The organism is Paeniglutamicibacter sp. ZC-3 (assembly GCF_025847175.2).
Taxonomy (GTDB): domain Bacteria; phylum Actinomycetota; class Actinomycetes; order Actinomycetales; family Micrococcaceae; genus Paeniglutamicibacter; species Paeniglutamicibacter sulfureus.
In genome coordinates, this window is the sequence record NZ_JAOYTG010000010.1 from 111,758 (window position 1) to 133,984 (window position 22,227).

Genomic DNA, 22,227 nt, shown 5'->3' on the forward strand with positions numbered 1-22,227 from the left:
CACCGTAACCGGTGGCACCATGCGGCGATGGCGGAACGACTGCCCGTCTCCGGCCGGAGACACCGACGAGATCGATGACCCAAAGGAGTCCATCACCTGTGGACGAAAAATTTGCGGCGCTAGGGGAGGCCATGCCGCGGCTGCTGGACGGCATCCTGGTCACTGTCCAGCTCACCGTCCTGGGCGGGTTGGCGGCCTTCGCCCTGTCCGTGGCGCTGGGCCTCGCTGCCACCCATCCATCAAAAGCCGCGCGCATCCCCGCGCGCATCGTCATTGAGTTCTTCCGCGGCACCTCGCTGGTGGTGCAGCTCTTCTGGCTGTTCTACGTGCTTCCCTTGCTCGGCGTGGACCTGCACCCGCTGCTGGTCGGCGTGATCGGCCTGGGCCTGAACTACGGCGCCTACGGGGCAGAAGTCGTTCGCGGATCCATCAATTCGGTCTCCACCGGCCAGTGGGAAGCCACCACGGCGCTGAGCATGGGCGCCGCGCAGCGGATGTACCGCGTGATCTTCCCCCAGGCCTGGGCCCTGATGATCCCGTCCCTGAACAACCTGCTCATCCACCTGATGAAGGGAACGGCCATCGTCAGCTTCATCACGATTGCCGACTTCACCTACCACCTCGACCAGCTCAAGCGCGTCACCGATACCGTGTTTGCCTACGGGGTGGTCGGGCTGCTGAGCTACTTCATCATCGCGCTGGTCCTGACTTTCCTGATGAACACCCTGGAACGCCGCGCGAAGCGCAAGCTCGGCCAGGGCATCACGGTCAAGTCCATACTGAGTCCGGCACCCACTGTCGGCACTCCGGCGGGAGGAGCCATATGATTGCCGTCAACACCGCCCTGGAATGGCACTGGGACAGCACGTGGGAGGTGCTTCCGACGCTGCTCATGGCGTTCCTCAAGGTCACCTTGCTGGTCACGGTCCTCAGCACGCTGATTGCCGCGGTCCTTGGCCTGTTCATAGCAATGGCCATGCGGATGGCCCCGCGGCCGGTCGCCTCCACCATCAAGTGGATCGCCAACTTCATCCGGATGACGCCCATCGTGGTCCAGCTGCTGTTCGCCTACTACGCGTTCCTGTCGCTGGAGGGGGTGACCATCGGCATCATCGTCTTCGGCATCCACTATTCCACCTATATGTCGGAGGTCTACCGGGCCGGGATCGACTCGGTGCCCAAGGGCCAGTGGGAGGCCACCACCGCGCTGTCGATGTCCTCCCGACGCACCTGGACCGCCGTCGTCATTCCGCAAGCGCTGCGCGCCACCATCCCGGCCCTGGGCAACTACGCGGTCTCGATGTTCAAGGACACCCCGTTCCTGCTGGTCATCGGCGTGGTCGAACTCGTGAACGCCGGGCTGATCTTCGGCGGCAACGCCTTCCGCTACGTCGAACCGCTCACCCTGGTGGGAATCATCTTCCTCCTGGCCAGCTACCCGACCTCACTCCTGATTGGCAGATTGGAAAAGCGCCTTGCCTTCAACACCTGATTCCGCAACCAGCCCGGCGGCCGCCGGTTCCGCACCGTCGGCACCCGTGATCGAGTTCCGCGACGTCGAGAAGTCCTACGGCAGCAACGTGGTGCTGCACGAACTGAACTTTTCCGTCGCCAAGGGCGACCGCGTCACCCTGATCGGCCCCTCCGGGTCCGGCAAGACCACCATCCTGCGCCTGGTCATGACGTTGGAGGAGGCCACCGACGGCTACATCTTCATCGACGGCGAACCGCTGACCCACGAGGAACGCGGCGGCAAGCGGGTGGCCCGCAGCAAGAAGGACCAGAAACGGATCCGCCAGCGGATCGGCATGGTCTTCCAGCAGTTCAACCTCTTCCCGAACATGTCGGTGCTGGAGAACATCATCGAGGCCCCGGTCCACGTGCTGGGCCAGTCCAAGGCCGAGGCCACGGCCCGGGCCAAGGAGCTGCTGGAGAAGGTCGGTCTGGCCGACAAGGCCGAGCAGCACCCGACCTCGCTCTCCGGCGGGCAGCAGCAGCGCGTGGCCATCGCCCGGGCCCTGGCCCTGGACCCGGAAATCCTGCTGCTGGACGAGGTCACCAGCGCGCTGGACCCGGAGATCGTCGGCGAGGTGCTGGGCATCCTGCGCAACATCGCCGAGACCACCAACATCACGATGCTGATCGTCACCCACGAGATGCAATTTGCCCGCGACGTCTCCAACCGCGTGCTGATGTTCGACGGCGGCAAGATCGTCGAGGAAGCCCCGCCGGCGGTCATGTTCAGCGACCCGAAGCACCAGCGCACCAAGGAATTCCTGCATGCCGTGCTCGGCGGCGAGGAGGGCACCATCGGCACCCACTAGGGGGCGCATTGCCCACCGAAGTACCCCTGGGCAATCCGCCTCACAAGGCAAGGGATCGTTCGGCGGGCATTCGCCGGACGGTCCTTTGCCGCGCTGGGACAGCCTCCCATCAGGCAGCCCTGCCGAACCCCTTGTCAGTGGTCCGCGCCACCCCCTATCGTTGTCAACAATCTACCAACTGTGTTAAGGGGTCACGATGGAACATGTGGGCGTCGCACCTATGCTCTTCACCACCGAGGAGTATGCCGCGCGGCTGGCCGCGGCGAGGGTGCGCATGCAGGAGCAGGGCCTGAGCGCCCTGCTGGTCACCGATCCGGCAAACATCTACTATCTGACCGGCTACAACGCGTGGTCTTTCTACACCCCGCAACTGGTCTTCGTCCCCATGGAAGGGGACATGATCCTGTTCTCCCGGGAAATGGACGCCAACGGGGCCTTCCGGACCAGCTGGCTGCCGCCGGAAAACATCGTGGGCTATCCCGAGCGCTACGTTCACCGCCCGCACCTGCACCCCTTCGACTGGGTGGCCTATGCCCTGCGCGCCCGCTACCTGATCGCCCCCGCAGCCAAGGGCTGCGTTGGCCTGGAAATGGACGCACACTTCTTCTCCCCCAAGGGATATCGCTCGCTGGTCAACGCCCTGCCGGAATGGACCTTGGTGGACTGCTTCGAGTTGGTCAACTGGGTCCGGGCAGTCAAGTCCCCGGCGGAGATCCAGCTGATGCGCCAGGCCGCGGTGTTCACCAACCTGGCGATGCAGGCCGCCCATGACGCCATCGACGTCGGCACCCGCCAGTGCGATATCGCCGCCGCCATCAGCCAGGCGCAGCTGACGGGCACCGCGGAGGCCGGCGGCGACTACCCGGCGATCGTTCCGATGCTCCCCACCGGTCAATCGGCCGACACCCCGCACCTGACCTGGAGCGACGAACCGCTGAAGCCGAATGAGGCGATGATCGTGGAGCTGGCCGGCGCCTACCACCGCTACCACGTGCCGATGGCCCGCACCTTCATGCCCGGCAAGCCCTCACCCCAGCTGGCGCACCTGGCCCGGGCCACCGACCACGCGCTGGCCGCGGTGCTGGAGGCCGTGGCACCGGGCACCCCCGTGCAGGAACTCTCTCAGGTCTTCAACCGGACCCTGTTTGAATACGGCTATGAGAAGGCCTCGCGGATCGGCTACTCGATCGGCGTGGGCTACCCTCCGGACTGGGGCGAGCGCACCATCTCCCTGCGCAGCGAGGAGTTGACGGTGCTGCAGGAGAACATGACGTTCCACCTGATGTGCGGCATGTGGATGGAAGGCTACGGCTACGAGGTCTCGGAGGCGATCCGGGTCACCGACACCGGGGTGGAGACCTTCACTGCCTTCCCTCGCGGGCTGGTGCCCGCCGGCGAGGCCCGCCTGGCACCGGCCGAGTCCAGCACCCTGCTGGGCAACCCCGGCGAGCGGGCGGTTTCAAGCGGTCCCGGGCTGGCGGGGCTCCCGCAACCGCTCACCGAACCGCGCCGCCCGGCCACTCCGCGCTTTGGCTTCACCACCCCGACGGAGGAACCCATGACCGGGCCGATCGGCATCGTTGCGCGCAACGCCGAGCGGGCCGACAGGGACCCCGCCTGGCCCGTCGCACCGGAGCCGGAGGCCGAGCCCGAAGCGGAGAACGGCGATGCTTCCCCGGGGCAGACTCCCTGAGCACCCCCGGGGGCTTGCCGCCGACGAATCAGGAGGCTACGTCGTCCCGGCGGCCCTTCGCGGCTGCGGGGCCCACGAGGTGGTCTACGGCGCTGTCCATGTGGTCGGCGAGCGCCCGGTGCAGTTCCGGCACGTCGGCGTCGAGGATCGCCTGGGCAATGCGCCGGTGCCCGGCGATGCGCTCCGCGACGGGGTATTCGGATTTTTCCAGGGCCGAGAGGCACATCCGGGTCTCCGTCACCAGCGTGCCGTGGATGCGGCTGAGCCGCGGGCTGTCGGCCAACCGGACCATGGCCTCGTGGAAGGAGATGTCGCTTCGGCTCAGTGCGGCGGGGTCGGTCCCTTGGGCCTCCATCTTTGCCACGATCCCGAGCAGTTCCTTACCGACCTGCCCGTTCGTGTGGTCGACCTCGATGATCTTCAGCGCGGCACCGCGCTCGACCGCGGTGCGCGCCCGATAGATGTCGGTGATGTCGGCCTGCGTGAACTGCGCGACGAACAGGCCACGGTTGCGGATGCTGACCAGCAGCCCCTCCTGGGTCAGGCGCTGCATGGCCTCCCGCAATGGGCCGCGGCTGACACCCAGGCGCCCGGCCAAGTCGGCTTCGGCCAACTGTGCGCCCGGCCCGAACTCGCCGTTCTCGATCGCCAGGCGGATCTGGCGCGCAATGATGGCGGGCGTGGATTCCTGTTTTAGCGGTTCGATGCTCGATGCGGTCATGCCGGTGGTTCCTCGCTTGGGCCGAATTGTCTAGATGCAGACAATCCTACAACCGGTGGGTACCATCGGCCGGGCCACCACGATTGGCCCGTCGCTATGCCGCGCTGACTGCCTTCTTCAGCAATTCCACCAGTCGCTGCTGGTCCTCGGCCGCCAGCTTGGTCACCGCGTAGGAGCTCGGCCAGAAATTGCCGTCGTCGAGGTTCGCATCTTCCTGGAAGCCGATCGTTGCGTACCGGACCTTGAACTTGGCGGCGCTCTGGAAGAACACCACGACCTTGCCCTCGGCATTGGTGTACGCCGGCATGCCGTACCAGGTCTTTGCCCCCAGGGACGTGTGCTTCTTGACCAACCCGTGCAGGGTTTCGGCCAACTCCTTGTCCAAACCGGTCATCTCGCCGATGGCCGCGAGGCACGCCGCCTCCAGGTCGGCACTTTTCTTGGAAGCCTTTTCCTCGGCTACCGCTGCCTTCATGGCAGCCTTTTCCTCTTTGCTGAAGGTCGCACCCATGATGATTTCCTTTCATTGATCTGCTTTACCAGACCCACTCTAGGTGGAACCATGGATGGGCGCTTCTTGATTCCTGCTCGACTGGGTGGGCGTCGCAGGGATGCGCTCGGGGAATCTTGCAGCGGCTCGCAGGCAGCGTCGTGGTTGTTCCCGGACCGCCTCGGAGAAAAGTGCGCCCGGCAACGGGACTGCCCTGGGCCCTTGGCGCACGTGGTTCCCGGCTTCTCCCGGTCCGTCCACGCTCCGCGCACGCTGCCTTCCCACCGTCAGGGTGGCCGGGTTGGCCGGTTCTGTGCGATCAATAATCCAAGGGGGACTCTCCTCGAGTCTGCGACACCGCCCCGCGGCGGGCGGCACCCCATCGCCTCTCCCGCTGGCGGCCCTCATCTGGCCTGCCAGTTTTCGCGGGCCAAACATATGGCCAACGGCAGAGGGGGCCACCGGAGCCTACGGCTCCGGTAACCCCCTCATTCATGTCCGTCGTGCTAGCCGGCGTCGACGACGTTCCAGCTACGGTCCTCGCGGTTCCAGACCACCGAGGCGTCGCGCAACTTGCGCAGCGACTTCAGGACGTCGCGGTTGATGGCCGGGTGCCCGTTTTCATTCGTGTAGACCCACTCGTCGCCGAAGGCCTCCGCAATGCGGGGCACCAGAGCTTCCTGGTGGACGGTCTTTTCTTTGTGGATCGCGTCAAGGATCCACTGGGCAATTTCTGGTGCATTGGTCATCTGTTCAGGGTACCGGCGCGCAGGACGGAGCACACAACGCGCGCCTGTTGGAACGCCTCGGGTTCAGGCACTGCCCACCCATTCGACCTCGCCGTCGGCGAAGAACTGTTCCTTCCAGACCGGCACGTGCGCCTTGACGGTCTCCACCAGGTCGCGGCAGGCGTCGAAGGCGGCCCCGCGGTGGGCGGCGGCTGCGGCCGCGACCAGGGCGGCGTCGCCGATGTGCAGCTCCCCCACCCGGTGCGCGGCCCAGAGCCGGGTCCCGGGGTGCCGGGAGGCGACCTCGTCCACCAGCTCGACCATCCGCGCCGGGGCGCTGGGGTGGGCGCTGTAGGTCAGTTTCAGCACCTCGCGGCCGCCGTCGTGGTTGCGCACGATGCCGCCGAATGTGACCACGGCGCCGGTGTGCTCGGACTCCACCGCGTCCCAGGCGGTGTCCGCGTCGATGGGGGTGTCGCTGATGCCCGCAAAGACCGCTTCGCCGGGGGCTTGCTGTCCGCTAGTGGGCATGGCGTCCCTCCAGCTGGTCGCAGATGTGCGTGAGCAAGGGGGTGAGGACCGTGAGCCCGTCCATGACCCCGGAGGGGGAACCCGGCAGGTTCACGACGAAGGTCTCCCCCGACACCCCCGCATGCCCGCGACTCAGCGCGGACATCGGGGTCTTTTCCCGCCCGGCCGCGCGCAGCGCCTCCATGATGCCGGGGACCATCCGGTCCAGCAGCGGTTCGGTTTCCTCCGGCGTCAAGTCATCGGCGCTGAGCCCGGTGCCGCCGGAAGTGATGATGACGCTCGGCTTGGACAGCAGCAGTCCCTGCAGGGCCGCACCGACGGACGGGCCGTCCGGCACGATGATGGCCGGGATGACATCGAAATTCTGTTCCTGGAGCCAGTCGGCAATGACCGGGGCGCTGGCATCCTCGTAGATGCCCATGGCCGCACGGGTGGATGAAATGAGGATGGCCGCCTTGCGAGGGGCGCCCAGTGGTTCACAGGCACTCATGCGCGCAGTTCTCCTTCGGGGTTGGGAAGTTGTTGGGGAGCAATGTCCCAGGATCCGGACTTGCCGCCGGACTTGGCCAGCACGCGCATGTCGGTGATGCTCGCGTGCTTGTCGACGGCCTTGATCATGTCATACAGGGCCAGGGCCGCGGTGCTCACCGCGGTCAACGCCTCCATTTCGACGCCGGTCACGCCGCGGGTCTTCACCGTGGCAATGATCCGCACGGAGTCTTCGGCGTCCAGGTCGAAGTCGATGACCACCTTGGAGATCGGCAGCGGGTGGCACAGCGGGATGAGCTCGGAGGTTTTCTTGGCCCCCATGATCCCGGCAATGCGGGCCACGGCGAGCGCGTCCCCCTTGGGCATCCCGGCACCGGAGATCAGTCCCAGGACCTCGCCGGTGGTGTGAACGAAGGCCTCGGCGGTGGCCTGGCGGCTGGTTTCGGCCTTGTCGCTGACATCGACCATGTGGGCGGTTCCGTCGGCGCGCACGTGCGAGAGCTTCCCGCCGGAAGGTTCGGCGTTCGGTTCGGGTGTGGTTTCACTTCTCATGAGCCGTCTCCAATGATCATGATGTCCGCGCGGCTTCCCGCGGACAGGGTGGTGGTCTCCTCGTCGACGAGGATGAAGGCGTTGCTGGCAGCCAGGGCGGCCAGGAGGTGGGAGGAGGCCCCGCCGACAGGCGCGACGGTGCCGTTGGCGTAGCTGCCGCGGCGCACCTGCAGCTTGCCGGGAACCGATTCCAGGTCCTCGGTGAGCGTGGCAGTGGCCAAGACGCGTTCGGGCAGGCCCAAGGCCATGGCCAGGACCGGGCGGATGAACATCTCAAAGCTGACGTAGGCGCTGACCGGGTTTCCCGGCAACGCAATGAAGGCCACCGGTGCACAGCCGGGCAGGGCGAGGGTTCCGGAGCCCTGGGGCCCGCCGGGCTGCATGGCCACGGAGCCGAAGTCGATGCCGTGCTCGCCGAGCACCGCCTTGACCACGTCGAAGGCGCCCTTGGAGATCCCCCCGCTGCTGAGCACCAGGTGGTAGTTCCTGTCGCCGGCCATCAGCGCCGCCCGCAGGGACGTGGTGAACTGTTCGGGCGAGTCATCGAGTACGCCCGCGACGGCCACCTGGCAGCCGGCGCCCGTCAGCGCTGCGTGCAGCAAGGTGGTGTTGGCGTCGTGGATCTGCCCCGGGCCCAGCTCCCCGCCGGGGGCGACCAGTTCGTCCCCGGTGGACAGCAACAGCACCCTCGGCCGGGATTGGACCTGCACCTCGGCCAGGCCGAGCCCGGCCACGATGCCCAATGCCGTGGGGCCAAGCCGTGTCCCTGCCTCCAACACCAACGCACCTTCGGCGATGTCGCTGCCGCGGGCACGCACGTAGTTGCCCACCGGACTGGAATCCGGCAGCACCACGGTGAATCCGTCTGCAACTTCGGCGACCGTGGGAAAGCGATCGGGGTTTGCCGCCTCGACGGGGATGACGGTGTTGGCCCCTTCCGGCATCGGGGCACCTGTCATGATGGGCGCGGCGGTGCCGCGCACCAGGGCAGCGGCAGCCTGGCCGGCGGCGATCGGGGCGACCACCCGCAAGGCACCAGAGCCCAGGTCCCCGGTGTGCACCGCATAACCGTCCATCTGGGAGTTGTCCCAGGGCGGCAACGCACGCGGGGCCAGCAGGTCGTGGGCCAGCGTGCGGCCCAACGCCTGGACCAGCTCCGACGGTTCGCTGCCCGCATCCCGCAGCACGGGAGCCAACAAATCCTCTATGGCTTCCAGGTGCTCGCGGACGCTGCGGCGAAATGGTGGTCTCATGCCTTCCATCCTAGGTCGCAGTGGCGGTGCCGCATTCCTAGTCACCGAATTCCTTCATCAGTGCAGCCACGTTTTCCTACGCGCCTCACGTTCGGTGGGGCCGTCGCTGTCCCACCATTGTCGGCACTTCGACCGTTGCCAAACGTGTGCCCATCTGCGCCGTGGTTCAGCAATCCCTGTTCATTCGACGATCCGAAAATTCCTGCGCTCCGAGCGCCACCACGAATGTCGCCCTCCTTGGAGGACGCTGATGGCCAGAGCAGGCTGGTGGCCATGCGGACCACGCTGCCTTCAAAAAAGCATACCGGGGCAGCGGGCAGGGTGGAGCCGTGGCCGCTCGTGCTGGCACGGCTGAATCGCTCGTCCGGGGAACCGCCGCCACGGCTTCGGCAGGGCCTGAACCTATCGGGCCCCGACTGGTAATCCCCAATCGTCATTGTGGGCAAGGCAGACCCCCGGGAAGCTTCTTCCCGGGGGTCTGCTAACTGGGGGCCGATGGAATGATGGGTTGCCTATTACAACCGCGCCACCAACCGCTCCGCCGTCCGCAGGGCCAGCGCAGCCAGCGTCAATGTCGGGTTGGCCGTGCCGGCGGTGGGGAACACCGATGAACCGACCACCCACAGGTTCGGCACGTCATGGCTGCGGCCTTCCGCATCCACCACCGAGGTGGCCGGGTCTTCACCCATCGCCGTCGTTCCCATGATGTGCCCGGCACCGAATGGGACGTCGGAGTGGTTGCGCTCGGTGGCCTCCAGCTCCGCGAACAGATTTTCATGTACGGCGGCCGCGTCGGCCATGCCGGCGCGGACAGACGCGCCGACGGCGAAGGTGATGCGGGGACGAGGCAATCCGATGTCGTCGAGGTTGTTGAAGTCCGGCACGATGCGGTTGCCCGGGTCGGGCAGCTGCTCGACCGAGCTGGCAAACCGGATCTCGCGCTGGACGTGCTCATTCCAGCGCCGCGCCAGTGCGTTGCCGCCTTCGCGCAGGCGTGGGAACGGGGCGGGGGCGGTGAATTCGAACGTCGGATCACCGATGGGGAACCGCCATCCGTCGTTGCCGATCTCGACGCGGAAGGCACTGCGCGCGCCCGCATCGGGACGCTCGCGGGTGCTGTCGATGCCGGCGGTCGAGCCCGGGCCGCGCTGGGGATACACCGGATCGCGGGACAAGGCCCACGACAGCTGGATCGGGTGGTCCATCAGGTTGCGACCCACTTGATCCGAGGAGTTCGCCACTCCCCGCCCATTGTCGCTGGACAGCAGGAGCTTAGGCGTCTCGATGCCGTGCGCGGCCAGCACCACGGCCTTGGCCAGCACCGTGTGGTCGGTCCGGTCAGGTGTGCGGTAGCGCACCCCGGTCGCGCGGCCACCGCTCACCAGCACGTCGAACACCACGGCGTTGGCCACCAAGCGTGCACCGTTCTCCCGGGCACGCTCCAGGTGGATGAGCGCGTCATACTTGGCGCCGATGGGACAAATGGGGATGCAGTTGCTGTTCCCCTCGCAGCGCGGACGGTCATTGAAGGAGGATTCGGAGTTGCGTGCCTGAGGGGTGGACCGAACCTGCAGACCGATCCCGGCAGCGGCTTGGCCGATCACCCGGTCCAGAAAGCTGGTCGGTATCGCCTCCATGGGATAGCCCGCGCTGCGCGGGGACCCCAAGTCCTCGTTCGAGTCTCCTGAAACGCCCATTTCGCGCTCCGCACGGACATACCACGGCTCGAGATCGTTGTAGGTGATCGGCCAGTCCGCGCCGACCCCGAACCGGGTCCGCATCTCGAAGTCCCTGGGCAACAGCCGCGGCGTGCTGCCCAGCCAGTGCCAGGTGGTGCCGCCCACGATCCGTTCATAGGTGGAGCCGAAGGCATCGGGTCCGTCCTGGATGAAGTAGCCGGTGCCGGGAACCCCGATCTCCAGGCTGGTCGGATGTGGCGCCCACGGCACATTCGGGTACGGGCTTTCGGGGACCTTGGCCGGGGCGGCCCGAAAGACCTCGACCGCTTGGTCGCGATCCACCGGTGGTCCGGCTTCGAGCATGATGACGCCGACACCCGCGCGAGTGAGCGCATCGGCGACCAGGGCTCCTGCCACGCCGGAACCCACGATGACCACATCGGTGGTGAGAGTATCGCTCATGGCACATCATCCCATTTCGAAAAGCCGATTTTCGTGCTCGCCGGCTCGGCGAACGGCAGCGTTTCCCAGGCCAGGGCCTCCAGGTAGTCAGCGGTCCGGCCATTGACCAGGCCCGAATACCAATGGACAAGGATCTGCCGGGCTGTCTCCGCCACGGCATCGTCATTCAGGACGCCGCTGCGACGTACTTCGTCGAAGGTCCTGGGTCGACGCTTCACGCGCACCGTGCCGTTGACCAGCACGCGGAGTGTCTGCGCGTGTGCCGGATCAGTGTTCAGGGCCCGCAGGTACTGCTGGCCAACCTCGTCGCGCAGACTGAATTCGTTGTCGGTCAAGATGTCCGAGAGCTCCATGAACTCATCGAGCGTGACCGCCCGCGTCGTGGTTGCTGCCCTGACCGGTGGCGCCGTGAGGCCGCCTGCGGCAACGGCGCCCGCGACGGCGGCAAGCCCGACCAGCACCCCGCGCCGAGTCGGGAGGTGTGCGGGGTCTCGTTCACTCCGCGTGAGAGCTCCCGACTGAGGATCCTGTAGTGCCATGCTCTTCTGCCCCCCGAGATCAAGTGATGTGGGTTCGATGCGGCTGGGCCCCTATGGGGATAGGACGGCATTGCCGTGGACTCTTCATGATTCTCCCGAAACCGACCCGACAGCAATCCCTAGATTTAGGGGGGTGCACACCGTTCAGTCGCACAGGATATGGGAACCGGATCAGCCCGAAGGAAAGCTTCACGTGGGGGGGTATCGCACCGCATGCCCTGGGGACGGTGGATCGTTGCGGCGTCGACCAACTACACCGGGTGAATGCCGGCGGCAGCCCTGTCGCGCTGTCCGCCAAGAGCCAAGCCACAAATGGTCAAAAGCCCTCCCCCGTGGACTACCCTCGATATATGGCGACGAACCCAGAAACACCCCGCAGCACCGTCAGCCTGCCCATGCCCACCATCCTGACACCGGCACCCGCAGACTCCCCCGGGCTCAGCGACAAGTTCGGCCGACAGGCCACCGACCTGCGCATCTCCCTGATCGACAAGTGCAACCTGCGCTGCACCTACTGCATGCCCGCCGACGGGCTGGCCTGGCTGCCCAAGTCCAAGTTGCTGACGCTGGAGGAAATCTCCCGGATCGTGCGCATCGGCGTGCGCGACCTGGGTGTGCGCGAACTGCGCCTCACCGGCGGCGAACCGCTGGTGCGCGTGGACCTGCCCCAGATCATCGCCGCGGTGCGCACCGAATACCCGGACCTTCCCATATCCCTGACCACCAACGGGGTGGGGCTGGCCAAGAAGGCCGCGGCGCTCAAAGAGGCCGGACTGACCCGCATCAACGTTTCCCTCGACACCCTGCACGCCGAGACCTTCGCCAAGCTCACCCGGCGCGACCACATCGACTCGGTGTTCGCCGGCATCGATGCGGCACTGGCCGCCAACCTGGCGCCGGTGAAGATCAACGCGGTGCTGATGCGCGGGATCAACGTCGAGCAGGCACCCGAGCTGCTGGCCTGGGCGCTGGAGCGCGGCCTGGAGCTGCGCTTCATCGAGCAGATGCCGCTGGATGCCGACCATGTGTGGCGCAAGGACAACATGGTCACCGCCGCGGATTTGCGAGCCTACCTGGAAACACGCTTCCGCCTCTCCCCCGACACCAAGCCGCGCGACGGTGCCCCGGCCGAACGCTTCCTGGTCTCCACCCCGCAGGACCCCGACACCATCCTGGGTGCGGTGGGCATCATCGCCTCGGTGTCCGAGCCGTTCTGCTCCGACTGCAAGCGCACCCGCATCACCGCCGAGGGCAAGGTCATGAGCTGCCTGTTCTCGCGCGAGGAAACCGACCTGTCCGCGCTGCTGCGCGACGGCTCGGACGACGTGGCCATTGCCGAACGCTGGCGGGCTGCCATGTGGGGCAAGCCGCGGGCCCACGGCATGGACCACACGGGGCTGGGCTCCAAGGACTTTGTACAATCGGACCGCTCCATGAGCGCCATCGGAGGATAATTGCGCATTCGATACTTTGCCGCCGCGGCCCAGGCCGCCGGCACGACAGAGGAACGACTCGACCTGCTTCAGCTTCCCGGGGCCACGCTGGGCACGGTGATCGAGCACCTTGCAGCCAACGCCCCGGCAGCTGCCCCGGTCCCCGACGGGCCGCTGCTGCGCCGCACCACCTCGCTTGCCACCGTGCTGGGGCGCTGCAGCTTCCTGGTCAACGGCGTGAGCGAACAGGACAAGGACCGCGTGCTGCGCCCCGGCGACGAGCTGGACGTGCTGCCGCCCTTCGCCGGCGGATAAGGGGCCTTCGGCCTCCGATTGTCGGGTGCCTCTCTTACTGGCGGTGACAAGGGTGCCATCAGTTGCCGCCGTTCGCTGCGAAGGGAGCGGCGTGGCGGATCCCCGGGAATTCTTGCCCGAGCGTCCTGCCTGGCACCATACCTGGGTTGGTAGATGGTTTGGTGCACCTGGAGATCGGCTCGAGAGCTACCGCACACCCACCAAAGGGAATATGATGAGGCCCGGACGGGGTGTGTAGTCAGGGCGAGAGCCCTAACCCAAAATTAATTTTTTGGGGGGATTCATTTGACGCACACCCCGTCCGTCCAACTGGTCTACTACATTGCCGCAACTGTCCCGCATCAGAGATAGGTGTACGCCGGCCGCGCTGCTGCGAGATCCCTCAACCGGCTGGCCGAGTAGAGATCCAGTGCCTCGCGCAGGCAGTCCAGATGATCTTCGCCGGGTTGCCCGACGTATGCTCCGTCGCCACCATCCAGGGCCCAATAACGTGTGTGCGCAAAGCCCATGAAGCCGGCTTTTCGCGTCCGGACAGGACGGTCCGAGATCCAGTCGCCAAAGTTCCCCTTCAGCGGCCCGCCCACCGGATCGCCGCCAATAATGCCGTGGAAGGGGAAGTACAAGTTCGTCCAGCGAGTCAGTGCGAAGAGGGCACCATGGTTCGGGACCAGAAACCCTCCCCTGAAGGACCCGTCCATCGAGCGGTCTGAAAGGGCATAGCTGATGCGGGGTTGCCCGATCGCTGTGAATTCTGCCTGCGGTGGGCAGCTGGGAAGTATCCGGTTTTTCTTCATGGAAGAAAAAGCTTCATTGCTGCCCGCCATGAGGAGATGCGCGTGGGTCAGGGGCGATCCCATCGTCACCAGATCGGTCACAAGCCATGGCTGGCTGTTCAGCCTGTGTTCCTGCCACGCCGCATACTGGAGGTCCCGAGCCGCAGGGGTTTCCGCCGCTTCGGGGTCCCTTGGCATCAAGGCCGACTCCACGGCACCCAGCGCGCCAAAGCTCGCGTGGTCTGGATTGGCGTGCTGTTGACGGAGGCGGTTCCAAGCGAAAGTGAGCATGTCGTAGGCGATGGCGCTGCCGAGGCTGTGCGCCGCCACGACGATCCGCTGGTATTCGCCCGATTCATGCATTCCTTCGAGCAGTCGAACACCGGCTTCGCGGATTTCCTGCCGGCGGGCGATATTGTCCGGCTTGGGCTCGAAGTATCTTGCGGCATCACCCAAATGCCCGGTGAGGAGCTTCGTGCCGCGTTGCTTCAGGAGCTTCCAGACCAGTCCAAGCAACGCGATGACCACTGCAATCAGTCCGCCACCAGCCAGCATCCCGCCGGAGCTCGCGGGCTTGAACGCGGCGTAGCCGGTGGCCCCAACGAAGGCCAGCAAGACTACGACCAGCAGTATACGGACAATGCGTACGTGGGGCCTGAGGGACGCTGGCATGTCCGAGCTCTTGCGCAACAACAAGTTCTTCATCCACCCCATAACTTGCCCAGTGGTGCTGTCGCGGACAAGGTGTGCCCAGTAGAGCTCATAGACATCAGTCGTCGGCCGTGCCTCGCCGGGTGCACCGGGAGGCGAGGCTGCCGCCTTGATCGTGACCTTTCGCGTTTCGAAGGAGTCCGACAGGTTATCCGGCTTCACCCAGCGCAGCGTCTGGCTCGAGTCGGTGCCGAATACCGCCTGCACAAATTCCATGAGTGTCTGTCCGGGTTGCTGCTCGCCAATGCCGTGAACGACGATCAGGGCCTGCTTGGGCGAGTTGCGCCGGCGCCGGATGGCCTGGACGATCACGCTGAGCCTGTTCAAGGCCGCCTGCCAGAAGGCCAGACTCGTCCGGACGCCCATGGACTCGAGGATGTTCCCCACCGTCACCCTCACGACGCTCCTTCCGTCATCCGTGGCGGGGCCGGGCACGGGGCCTACGCGGATCGTCAGGCTCGTTCCGCTGGTCTCGCACTCGGCAGTCAGCGTGAATACACCCTCGCAGACGGTCGCGTGGGTCACCATGTGCTGGGCCAAAGACCCTCCCGGAGCGGGAACCGTAGCCAATGCACCCTTCCTGAAGGGCAGTATCACCCCGGCTCCGATCCACTCCCCAAGCATCTCAGGACGAAAGAGCAGGGCGCCGAGCTCGGCCGAGCTCATGCGAACATTGGTCGAAACGCGCATCCTCATTGCAGATGATCGAACTGCAGCCAGGTGGTTCATGATGCCCCCAAATACCGACGGACCAGCCGAAACTCCAGCATAGAACCGACCAGGCTTCGGACCAAGGCTTCCAGCTTTGCTTGCGCTCCCTGCCGCACAAGTACCCGGCGGTGTTGCCTAGTCTTCGGCAAGCCATTACACCGCTTCCGGTCAATGGCGATTCTTCGCTCGGTCGGTAGCTCAGCGCCCGCGGCGCCCGGCCCACAGCCCGTGCAGCAGCGGCAGCGCCGAAAGCCACATCAGCGCGGCGCCCAGCACCGCATCGTCCGCGTGCAGCACCGCGCCGGCGAGCAGCAGGGCGGCGAACACCACCGCCGAGGCGGTCCGCATCCCGGTGGCCTCGACTCGCGCCAGGCGGCGTTCCAGCTTCGGATTTGCCACCGCGAGCGAGCCGTCCTGAAGTCCGCTGAACAGCGCGTCGATCCGACGCGGCAGGCCCAGACCCAGCGTCGCGGCCTCCAGCAGCTGCCCCGCCACGTCCTGGACGATGTTGCCGCGCTGCTCGCGCAACAGCTGCGCCGCGTAGGGCTCGACCGAGTCCCAGAGGTTGAATTCCGGATCCAGCGAGCTGCACACCCCGGAGGTCAGCGACATCGCGCGGATGACCAGAAGGAAGTTCTCCGGCACCTGGAACGGCAGCGAACGGACAACGTGCCCGAACTCCTCGGCGAACTCGCGGAACTCCCGCGGGTCCACCTCGCGCAGCTCGGCAAAGCCCATGCCGCCGAACCTGGCGAAGAGCTGCGTCAGCGCGCGCTCCAGCTCGGCGGTGTCCGCAGTGGACACCAGCACGCCGAGCTCCCCGATGGCGGCGACCAGTCCCTTCCCTTCGCGCCCGGCGGCGGAGATCAGCAGCCTGCGCAGCCCGCTGCGGGTGTTGGGCGGGACCTCGCCCATCATGCCGAAGTCGATGAAGGTCAGCTTCCAGGGGTGCGGGGCCTGTGGGTCGGTGGCCGGGGTGACGAAGATGTTGCCGGGGTGCGGATCGGCATGAAAGAAGCCGCTGGTGAATAGCTGCTCGAACATCACCGCGGCGAACACCGGGGCCACCTCGCCCGGGTCGATTCCCGCGGCGCGCAGCCCTGACAGGTCGGTGATCTTGATGGCGGTGACATCTTCCAGGGTGAGCACGCGGCGGGTGCAGCGCTCCCACACGACCCCGGGCACCGCCACGCGGTGGTCGTCTTCGAAGTCGGCGCCGAAGCGCTCGGCGTTGGCCGCCTCGTTGAGATAGTCGATCTCCTGCAGGCTGGTGGCGGCAAACTCCTCGACCAGTGCCGGGGCGTCGGCGCGACGGGACACCACGCGCACGTGGCTGAGCCAGCCGGCCACCTTGCGCAGCGCCGCCAGGTCTGTGGCGACGATCCCGTCGATGCCCGGCCGCTGTACCTTCACCACCACGGTATCGAACCCCGCAGCCGCGGCATCCTCGGGCATCAGCCGCGCCCGGTGCACCTGCCCAAGCGAGGCGGCGGCGATCGGCCCTTGCTCGACGGAGGCAAACACCGCCTCCAGCCCCGTGCCCAGCTCGGCCTCTGCCAGCGCGCGGATGGCGGGGAACGGAACGGGCGGGACCTCGTCCTGCAGCCCCTCGAGCTCGGCGGTGATTTCCGGCGGCAGCACGTCGAGGCGCGAAGACATGAACTGGCCGACCTTGATCATCAGGCCGCCCAGATCCACTGCCAGCACATGGAAGCGCTGCGCGAAGCGCCGCATGCGCCGGGCCCGGGAGCGCTCGGCGACGCGGGCCAACCCGAGGCGGGGCAGGAGCAATTCGAAGAACCACGTCACCGCCAGGTTCCAGGCGGCGAAGCGCAGGATGCGCCGGTAGCGGGCGCGAGTATTCCCCGCGCCCGCCATCACATCCGCGCGGTCCCGGGGACCGGAGGCCACCCGCTAGCCCTGGGCGAGGATCGAGTACAGCTTGCGGCGTGCCTCCTCAAGCACCGCCACGGCCTCCTGGACCTGCTCCGGGGTACCGGTGCGCCCGACTTGGGCGGCGGCCTGGGCGAGCTCGACGCCTGCCTTGGGCAGCGAACCGCCGCCGGAGCCCGCCGTTCCCCCGGCGGGCTCCCACGGCACCGAGAGCTTCGAGTCGGCAACCTCCTCGCGGCCGGCCTCGGTCAGCGAGTAGATCTTGCGGCCGTTGGATTCCTCGGCGTTGACGGACCCCTCGTCAGCCAACAGCTGCAGCGTGGGGTAGACGGAGCCGGCGCTGGGCTTCCAGGCCCCTCCGCTGCGCTCCTCGATCTCTCGGATGATTTGGTATCCGTGCATGGGCCGCTCGGCGAGCAGGGCAAGAACCGCCGAGCGCACCTCGCCGCGTCCCGCGCGGGTGCCCGCGCGCTTTTCGAACCGTGAACGCAGCTCCTCGACGGCCTGCCACACGCCGTCCAGGTTGTTGGCGGAGAATCCGCCCGTCGGATTTGAGTGGTGCATGATGCTCTCCTCTATCACTAACGATGTACGAACGATACTTAAAGATACGTCGCTTGATGCTGAGAAATCCATGGGTTTGGGCCTTGAATTGCCTAAAAGCCAAGGATCTTCCGCCCATGTCGCCCGCCGGGCGACAATCGGTCAGACTATATCTTTCGCTGCAACCCAAAAGGCGATCCCCGCCACCGCAGCCTGTGAGGGCCTTGGTGGCGGGGATCGCCCATGGTGTCCGCGAGTGCGGAAAGGGTGGCGCTAGGAGCGGTCACCCACGGCGTCGCGTTCCGAGCTGGACATGCGGCTGGAGCCCAGGACGTCCCCGGCCTTCCAGTCCGCCCATCCCGGACGTTCCTTCATGAAGGCCTCGATCTCGTCCTTGGTGGCCTCGAGCTTCGGGTCGTGCTTGAGGTACCACCGGGTCTCGCGGGCAATCATGCCTGAGAGGATCAGCAGGCCGATCAGGTTCGGGATGGCCATCAGGCCGTTCATCATGTCGGAGAAGTTCCACACGGCTGTCAGCTGGGTGGTGCAACCCACGTATACGACGAGCGAGAAGATCACGCGGAAGGGCATGACCGCCTTGCGCCCGAGGAGTCGCTCGATGTTGCGCTCACCGTAGTAGGACCAGCCCAGGATGGTGGAGAAGGCAAACATGACCAGGCCGATGGTCACGATCCAGTGCCCCCACTCCCCCGGCAGCCCGAAGGTGAAGGCGTGCCCGGTCATCAGCGATGCGGAGATCTGTTCGCCGGTTTCCGGGTCGACGTAGTTCCAGGCGCCGGTGGTGATGATGACCAGGCCGGTGCAGGTGACCACGATGATGGTGTCGATGAAGGTCTGGGTCATGGAGACCAGTCCCTGGCGGACCGGGTGGGTGGTCTGCGCCGCGGCGGCCGCGATGGCCGCCGAGCCCATGCCCGATTCGTTGGAGAAGATGCCGCGGGCCACGCCGAACTGCACGGCGATGATGATGGCCGAGCCGGCGAAGCCGCCGACGGCCGAGGTGCCGGTGAAGGCTTCGGTGAAGATCTGCCCCAGGGCCGCGGGGATCTGGCCCACGTTGGCGATCAGGATGTAGATGGCAGCGGCAACGTAGAAGACGATCATGATCGGCACGAAGCCGGCGGTGACCTTGCCGATGGACTTGATGCCGCCCACCAGAACGACCATCGCCATGATGGTCAGCACCAGGCCAGTGGTCCAGGTCGGGACGTTGAAGGAGTTCTCCAGGTTGGCCGAAATCGAGTTGCCCTGGGTCATGTTGCCGATGCCGAAGCAGGCAATGGTGGCGGCAATGGCGAAGAAGAGCGCAAGGAACTTGCCGAGGGGACCGCGGATGCCGCGCTCCAGGTAATACTGCGGACCGCCGGACTTCTCCCCCGCCGCGTCGGTGCCGCGGTAACGGACACCCAGGTAGGCCTCCGAGTACTTCGAGGCCATGCCGAGCAGACCGGTGACCCACATCCAGAACAGCGCGCCCGGGCCGCCGATGCCGATGGCGGTGGCCACGCCGACGATGTTACCGGTGCCGACGGTGGCGGCCAGTGCGGTGGTCAATGCCTGGAACTGGGAGATGTCTCCCTCTGATCCGGCGTCCTTGCGCTTGAGCAGACCCAGGCGCAGCGCTGCGCCCAGTTTGAGGAATTGGAGTCCGCCCAGGCGGAAGGTCAGGTAAAGCCCGGTGCCCAAAAGCAACGGGATCAGCAGGAAGGGTCCCCAGATGACGCTACTGATGTCACCGAGGAGAGTTGCGAGGTCGTCCATAGTTATGGGTCCCATATCTTCTCGTGCGAGTGGTGAAAGTGCGAGCGTGACAGCTGTCACAAAGCACTTATCCTACGGTACATCCCACGTCCGGTGACCAATTGCACGTGACATCACGATTAACCAAGACAAACGGTAACGACTCAGCGATGATCGGTCGGAATAATCTCCCAAAACACGAAAAAGGACCGCTCGCTTCCCGAAGCGGGAAAGAAGCGGTCCCTTGGACGAGGTGCAGAAACGTCTTAAATGCCGAAATCGGAAGGATTGTCGAAGGGGCCAACCACAGTGATGCTGCGCGGACGGGATGCCAGCAGCACCGCCAGCAATCAAAGACACCTGGCAAGGCGTTCTCGCAGCGAAACACCGGCGACTTCGGTCCGTGTTTTCTTACTTGATCCCGAAGTCGAAGCCACCTGGTTGGTGGTGCCCGAACCGCTCCCTGAGAAAGTTGCCCGTAGTGGTCAAATCCGCCGAAGTTTGGTTGTGCCGGGTGGAGTGCAACGTCTCGGCCTGTCCCAGAAGGAGGCGAAGTTGCTCAACCAATTCCTCATTGGGTGTTCGCCCGTTTGGTTGCCGGTTGTCCACCATGCTCGGCGGTACGGCCAGGAATCCCTGAAGAACATTGGGTAGGTACTCCCGCACCATGGCTTCGAGTTCATACTCAAAGCGCGCATCGCCAGAGGGCTGCCGGGTTTCCGCGTCGATGACCGAGTCAAGCATCTGGCACGTTTCCAGAATGGTTACGTACGTATCAGCGGGAAGACGGTGCTTGTTCTGTTTGGCCTGCACGCTCACCCATGTCAGAGCGGTCGACAGTTCGTCCGCCGCCCCGGCAACCGGAGTTGCCGCCGGGTACGGCTGGTTGAACTGGATCGGCGGCGCTGGTGCGGCCACTGGCGTCGGTATCTGGACCGCCTCGCCACTGCGCAGTTTCCGAACCCGCCTGGGGAGCCAGAGATCGCGAAGCATGTAGGACCGCACGGCCGACAAGACCATGGATCCGAGACCGAGCATAGCGCCGCTGCCATTAGGGAGAGAAAAAGCACCGATAAAGAGGACAGCGTAGAGCCCACCTTCAAGCATGACCTTTTTGTTCTTGGCGCCCATTCCGATGATGAGCACGTAAAAAGCGGCGAAAAGCCAAAATACGAAGGCAAGGACCACTTTGACGATGTTCCCTCGAGTGAAGCGCGACAGCATTATGCGCCCCGTGGATGAGTAGTGGCGGCGTCAGAGGCATGACTACGCTCCAGCTGAAGTCGAGCCTGACCAACTTGGCCTTCAAGAACCTGCACTGTCTGTTTCATCGACTGTGCTGCTTCGACCTTGAACCTGTCGATCTCGTCCATGGCCTGGAAAACATTATCGAATGCTTGCTGCAACTTGGTGGCGTCGATCGAGGCTTGGGCGGAAGTCTTATGAATGGCTGCGCCCTGGGAGCGAAGGAGTTCGGAGGTCGAAACGATCAAGTCCGAGGTAGTTGAGTTGAGGGCGTCAATTTGCGCCAGCACGATCTTTTGCTGGGCCAGGGCCTGCGCAACGATCACCGCTACCCGAAGCGCCGCGAGTGTAGTGTCCAGCGCCCGATCCACACCTTTGATCAGCTCGGAGTTGTTCTTCTTGACCACATCAAGAGCTAGGTACCCTTGGATGGATACCGCCATCTGGGTCATTAGATCTTGGTGGCGTTGGCGGACGTAGAAGAGGGCGTCTGCTTCAAGTGTTGTGGCGTCGTCCGCTTTGCCCGTATTGCGCAGCTCTACGATCCGCTGCTCCAAACCGTTTCCAAGGTGGCTCGCGAGCACGGCGTAGTTCGCTAACTGCCCCATTGCCGCCCAGAGGGCATCACGTTCGGTCTGGATGGCGGCGTTGTCCTGACGGAGATCGTCCTGCCCACCCTTCAGAGCCTTGGTGATGGCGTCAAGTTGTTCTTGTGCCGATTCGTACCTCATGAAGTATCGCTGGATAGCGTTGCCTCCGGGAAGGAACCGCAGAATGCGCTTCGCGCCAGTCAAATCATGGCGCTTGGGGTCTAGCTCGGTGACGATCTGTCGCAGTTCCGCCAGGGTGTTGCCGGTACGCGATGCAGGGTCGGCGCCGGTGGCTGCGAGGGCGGCTGCCGGCCTCTTCAACATGCGGTTGGATGCGGTGCTTGCCTGCTGCATCGTTCCTTCGCCCAGCCGGGTCAACTGGGCTAACTTGGTCTGGAACTCCGGGCTCTGGAGCGGTGTGGCCAGCAGGTCATCAAGAAAAGTTTTGGCATTTTCGGCGTGCTTCTGCTGTGCGTCGGCATCCACCAGGATCATGCCGCCGACCTTCTCCGGAGCGTGAACTACTACCTCAACTATTGGTTTCGGCGACTCCAGCTTAAGTGGATTTCCTACCTGCGGGGACGAGGTCGCGCCGAGGTCGAGTGGGTTCAGCATGATGTACTCCTTGGAAGGCTCTGGGACACTTGCAGTCTACTAGGGATTACTTGTAGGTGACAGTAAATGACCTGTTTTAGCCGCGGCAATCACATTTAAATCTATCTCATCAGCCGGACCACAATCTTTGCGGAAAAGACAAACCTGTTCCTTTTTGCGGGCCCTTGGCGGAATTG

21 protein-coding genes are annotated in these 22,227 nt (G+C 65.4%); 6 read left to right on the forward strand and 15 right to left on the reverse strand.

Going from position 1 to position 22,227, the window contains the following annotated elements:
- Window positions 1-98 precede the first annotated feature (98 nt).
- The 4 genes from ehuC to OIU93_RS12170 all read left to right on the forward strand — a co-directional run bounded on the left by ehuC (window position 99) and on the right by OIU93_RS12170 (window position 4,017).
- Window positions 99-827, forward strand: coding sequence for an ectoine/hydroxyectoine ABC transporter permease subunit EhuC (ehuC, locus tag OIU93_RS12155; RefSeq protein WP_264270341.1), 729 nt, complete (start codon window positions 99-101; stop codon window positions 825-827).
- Complete coding sequence (gene ehuD / locus OIU93_RS12160; RefSeq protein WP_264270342.1) at window positions 824-1,492, forward strand: ectoine/hydroxyectoine ABC transporter permease subunit EhuD; 669 nt, start codon at window positions 824-826, stop codon at window positions 1,490-1,492. The genes ehuC and ehuD overlap by 4 nt, the downstream gene beginning before the upstream one ends.
- Window positions 1,476-2,324, forward strand: a complete 849-nt coding sequence (ehuA, locus tag OIU93_RS12165; protein WP_372342917.1) for an ectoine/hydroxyectoine ABC transporter ATP-binding protein EhuA — start codon at window positions 1,476-1,478, stop codon at window positions 2,322-2,324. Before ehuD ends, ehuA begins: the two co-directional genes overlap by 17 nt.
- 196 nt (window positions 2,325-2,520) lie before the next feature.
- Window positions 2,521-4,017 (forward strand): M24 family metallopeptidase, encoded by a 1,497-nt coding sequence (locus OIU93_RS12170; protein WP_372342918.1) that lies wholly within the window; start codon window positions 2,521-2,523, stop codon window positions 4,015-4,017.
- A gap of 28 nt (window positions 4,018-4,045) precedes the next feature.
- On the opposite strand, the gene OIU93_RS12175 is transcribed toward OIU93_RS12170, so the two are convergent.
- The 9 genes from OIU93_RS12175 to OIU93_RS12215 all read right to left on the reverse strand — a co-directional run bounded on the left by OIU93_RS12175 (window position 4,046) and on the right by OIU93_RS12215 (window position 11,383).
- Window positions 4,046-4,738: a GntR family transcriptional regulator gene (locus OIU93_RS12175; protein WP_264270343.1), complete on the reverse strand. Its 693-nt coding sequence runs from the start codon at window positions 4,736-4,738 to the stop codon at window positions 4,046-4,048.
- A gap of 94 nt (window positions 4,739-4,832) precedes the next feature.
- The gene (locus OIU93_RS12180; RefSeq protein ID WP_264270344.1) at window positions 4,833-5,249 is read right to left on the reverse strand and encodes a hypothetical protein; all 417 of its coding nucleotides are present in this window, start codon (window positions 5,247-5,249) and stop codon (window positions 4,833-4,835) included.
- Window positions 5,250-5,734: 485 nt separating this feature from the next.
- Window positions 5,735-5,977 carry a hypothetical protein gene (locus tag OIU93_RS12185; RefSeq protein ID WP_264270345.1) on the reverse strand — a complete coding sequence of 81 codons (243 nt, stop codon included), beginning with the start codon at window positions 5,975-5,977 and terminating at the stop codon, window positions 5,735-5,737.
- A gap of 63 nt (window positions 5,978-6,040) precedes the next feature.
- Window positions 6,041-6,487, reverse strand: coding sequence for a molybdenum cofactor biosynthesis protein MoaE (locus OIU93_RS12190; RefSeq protein ID WP_264270346.1), 447 nt, complete (start codon window positions 6,485-6,487; stop codon window positions 6,041-6,043).
- Window positions 6,477-6,977: a MogA/MoaB family molybdenum cofactor biosynthesis protein gene (locus OIU93_RS12195; RefSeq protein WP_264270347.1), complete on the reverse strand. Its 501-nt coding sequence runs from the start codon at window positions 6,975-6,977 to the stop codon at window positions 6,477-6,479. Before OIU93_RS12195 ends, OIU93_RS12190 begins: the two co-directional genes overlap by 11 nt.
- Window positions 6,974-7,528, reverse strand: coding sequence for a cyclic pyranopterin monophosphate synthase MoaC (moaC, locus tag OIU93_RS12200; RefSeq protein ID WP_264270348.1), 555 nt, complete (start codon window positions 7,526-7,528; stop codon window positions 6,974-6,976). The genes OIU93_RS12195 and moaC overlap by 4 nt, the downstream gene beginning before the upstream one ends.
- Window positions 7,525-8,781 (reverse strand): gephyrin-like molybdotransferase Glp, encoded by a 1,257-nt coding sequence (glp, locus tag OIU93_RS12205; RefSeq protein WP_264270349.1) that lies wholly within the window; start codon window positions 8,779-8,781, stop codon window positions 7,525-7,527. Before glp ends, moaC begins: the two co-directional genes overlap by 4 nt.
- Window positions 8,782-9,296: 515 nt before the next feature.
- Entirely contained in the window at window positions 9,297-10,922 is a 1,626-nt protein-coding gene (locus tag OIU93_RS12210) for a GMC family oxidoreductase (RefSeq protein WP_264270350.1), read from the reverse strand.
- Window positions 10,919-11,383 (reverse strand): sorbitol dehydrogenase family protein, encoded by a 465-nt coding sequence (locus OIU93_RS12215; RefSeq protein WP_264270351.1) that lies wholly within the window; start codon window positions 11,381-11,383, stop codon window positions 10,919-10,921. The genes OIU93_RS12210 and OIU93_RS12215 overlap by 4 nt, the downstream gene beginning before the upstream one ends.
- A 473-nt stretch (window positions 11,384-11,856) precedes the next feature.
- Here OIU93_RS12215 and moaA point away from each other — a divergent pair, with 473 nt between their 5' ends.
- Together moaA and OIU93_RS12225 are read left to right on the forward strand one after the other, a co-directional pair.
- Window positions 11,857-12,915 (forward strand): GTP 3',8-cyclase MoaA, encoded by a 1,059-nt coding sequence (moaA, locus tag OIU93_RS12220; protein ID WP_264270367.1) that lies wholly within the window; start codon window positions 11,857-11,859, stop codon window positions 12,913-12,915.
- Window positions 12,916-13,209, forward strand: a complete 294-nt coding sequence (locus OIU93_RS12225; RefSeq protein WP_264270352.1) for a MoaD/ThiS family protein — start codon at window positions 12,916-12,918, stop codon at window positions 13,207-13,209. It abuts the gene before it with no gap.
- 341 nt (window positions 13,210-13,550) lie between these two features.
- Here OIU93_RS12225 and OIU93_RS12230 read toward each other — a convergent pair whose 3' ends face one another.
- The 6 genes from OIU93_RS12230 to OIU93_RS12255 form a co-directional block, all read right to left on the reverse strand.
- Window positions 13,551-15,359: a hypothetical protein gene (locus OIU93_RS12230; protein ID WP_264270353.1), complete on the reverse strand. Its 1,809-nt coding sequence runs from the start codon at window positions 15,357-15,359 to the stop codon at window positions 13,551-13,553.
- A 243-nt stretch (window positions 15,360-15,602) separates the two neighbouring features.
- On the reverse strand, window positions 15,603-17,315 hold the full coding sequence (locus tag OIU93_RS12235) for an ABC1 kinase family protein (RefSeq protein ID WP_372342919.1): 1,713 nt from the start codon (window positions 17,313-17,315) through the stop codon (window positions 15,603-15,605).
- A gap of 3 nt (window positions 17,316-17,318) precedes the next feature.
- On the reverse strand, window positions 17,319-17,861 hold the full coding sequence (locus tag OIU93_RS12240) for a PadR family transcriptional regulator (RefSeq protein WP_264270354.1): 543 nt from the start codon (window positions 17,859-17,861) through the stop codon (window positions 17,319-17,321).
- Window positions 17,862-18,113: 252 nt separating this feature from the next.
- Window positions 18,114-19,637: an alanine/glycine:cation symporter family protein gene (locus tag OIU93_RS12245; RefSeq protein WP_372342920.1), complete on the reverse strand. Its 1,524-nt coding sequence runs from the start codon at window positions 19,635-19,637 to the stop codon at window positions 18,114-18,116.
- 375 nt (window positions 19,638-20,012) lie between these two features.
- Window positions 20,013-20,825: a hypothetical protein gene (locus OIU93_RS12250; RefSeq protein ID WP_264270355.1), complete on the reverse strand. Its 813-nt coding sequence runs from the start codon at window positions 20,823-20,825 to the stop codon at window positions 20,013-20,015.
- On the reverse strand, window positions 20,825-22,051 hold the full coding sequence (locus OIU93_RS12255; RefSeq protein ID WP_264270356.1) for a toxic anion resistance protein: 1,227 nt from the start codon (window positions 22,049-22,051) through the stop codon (window positions 20,825-20,827). Before OIU93_RS12255 ends, OIU93_RS12250 begins: the two co-directional genes overlap by 1 nt.
- Window positions 22,052-22,227 lie beyond the last annotated feature (176 nt).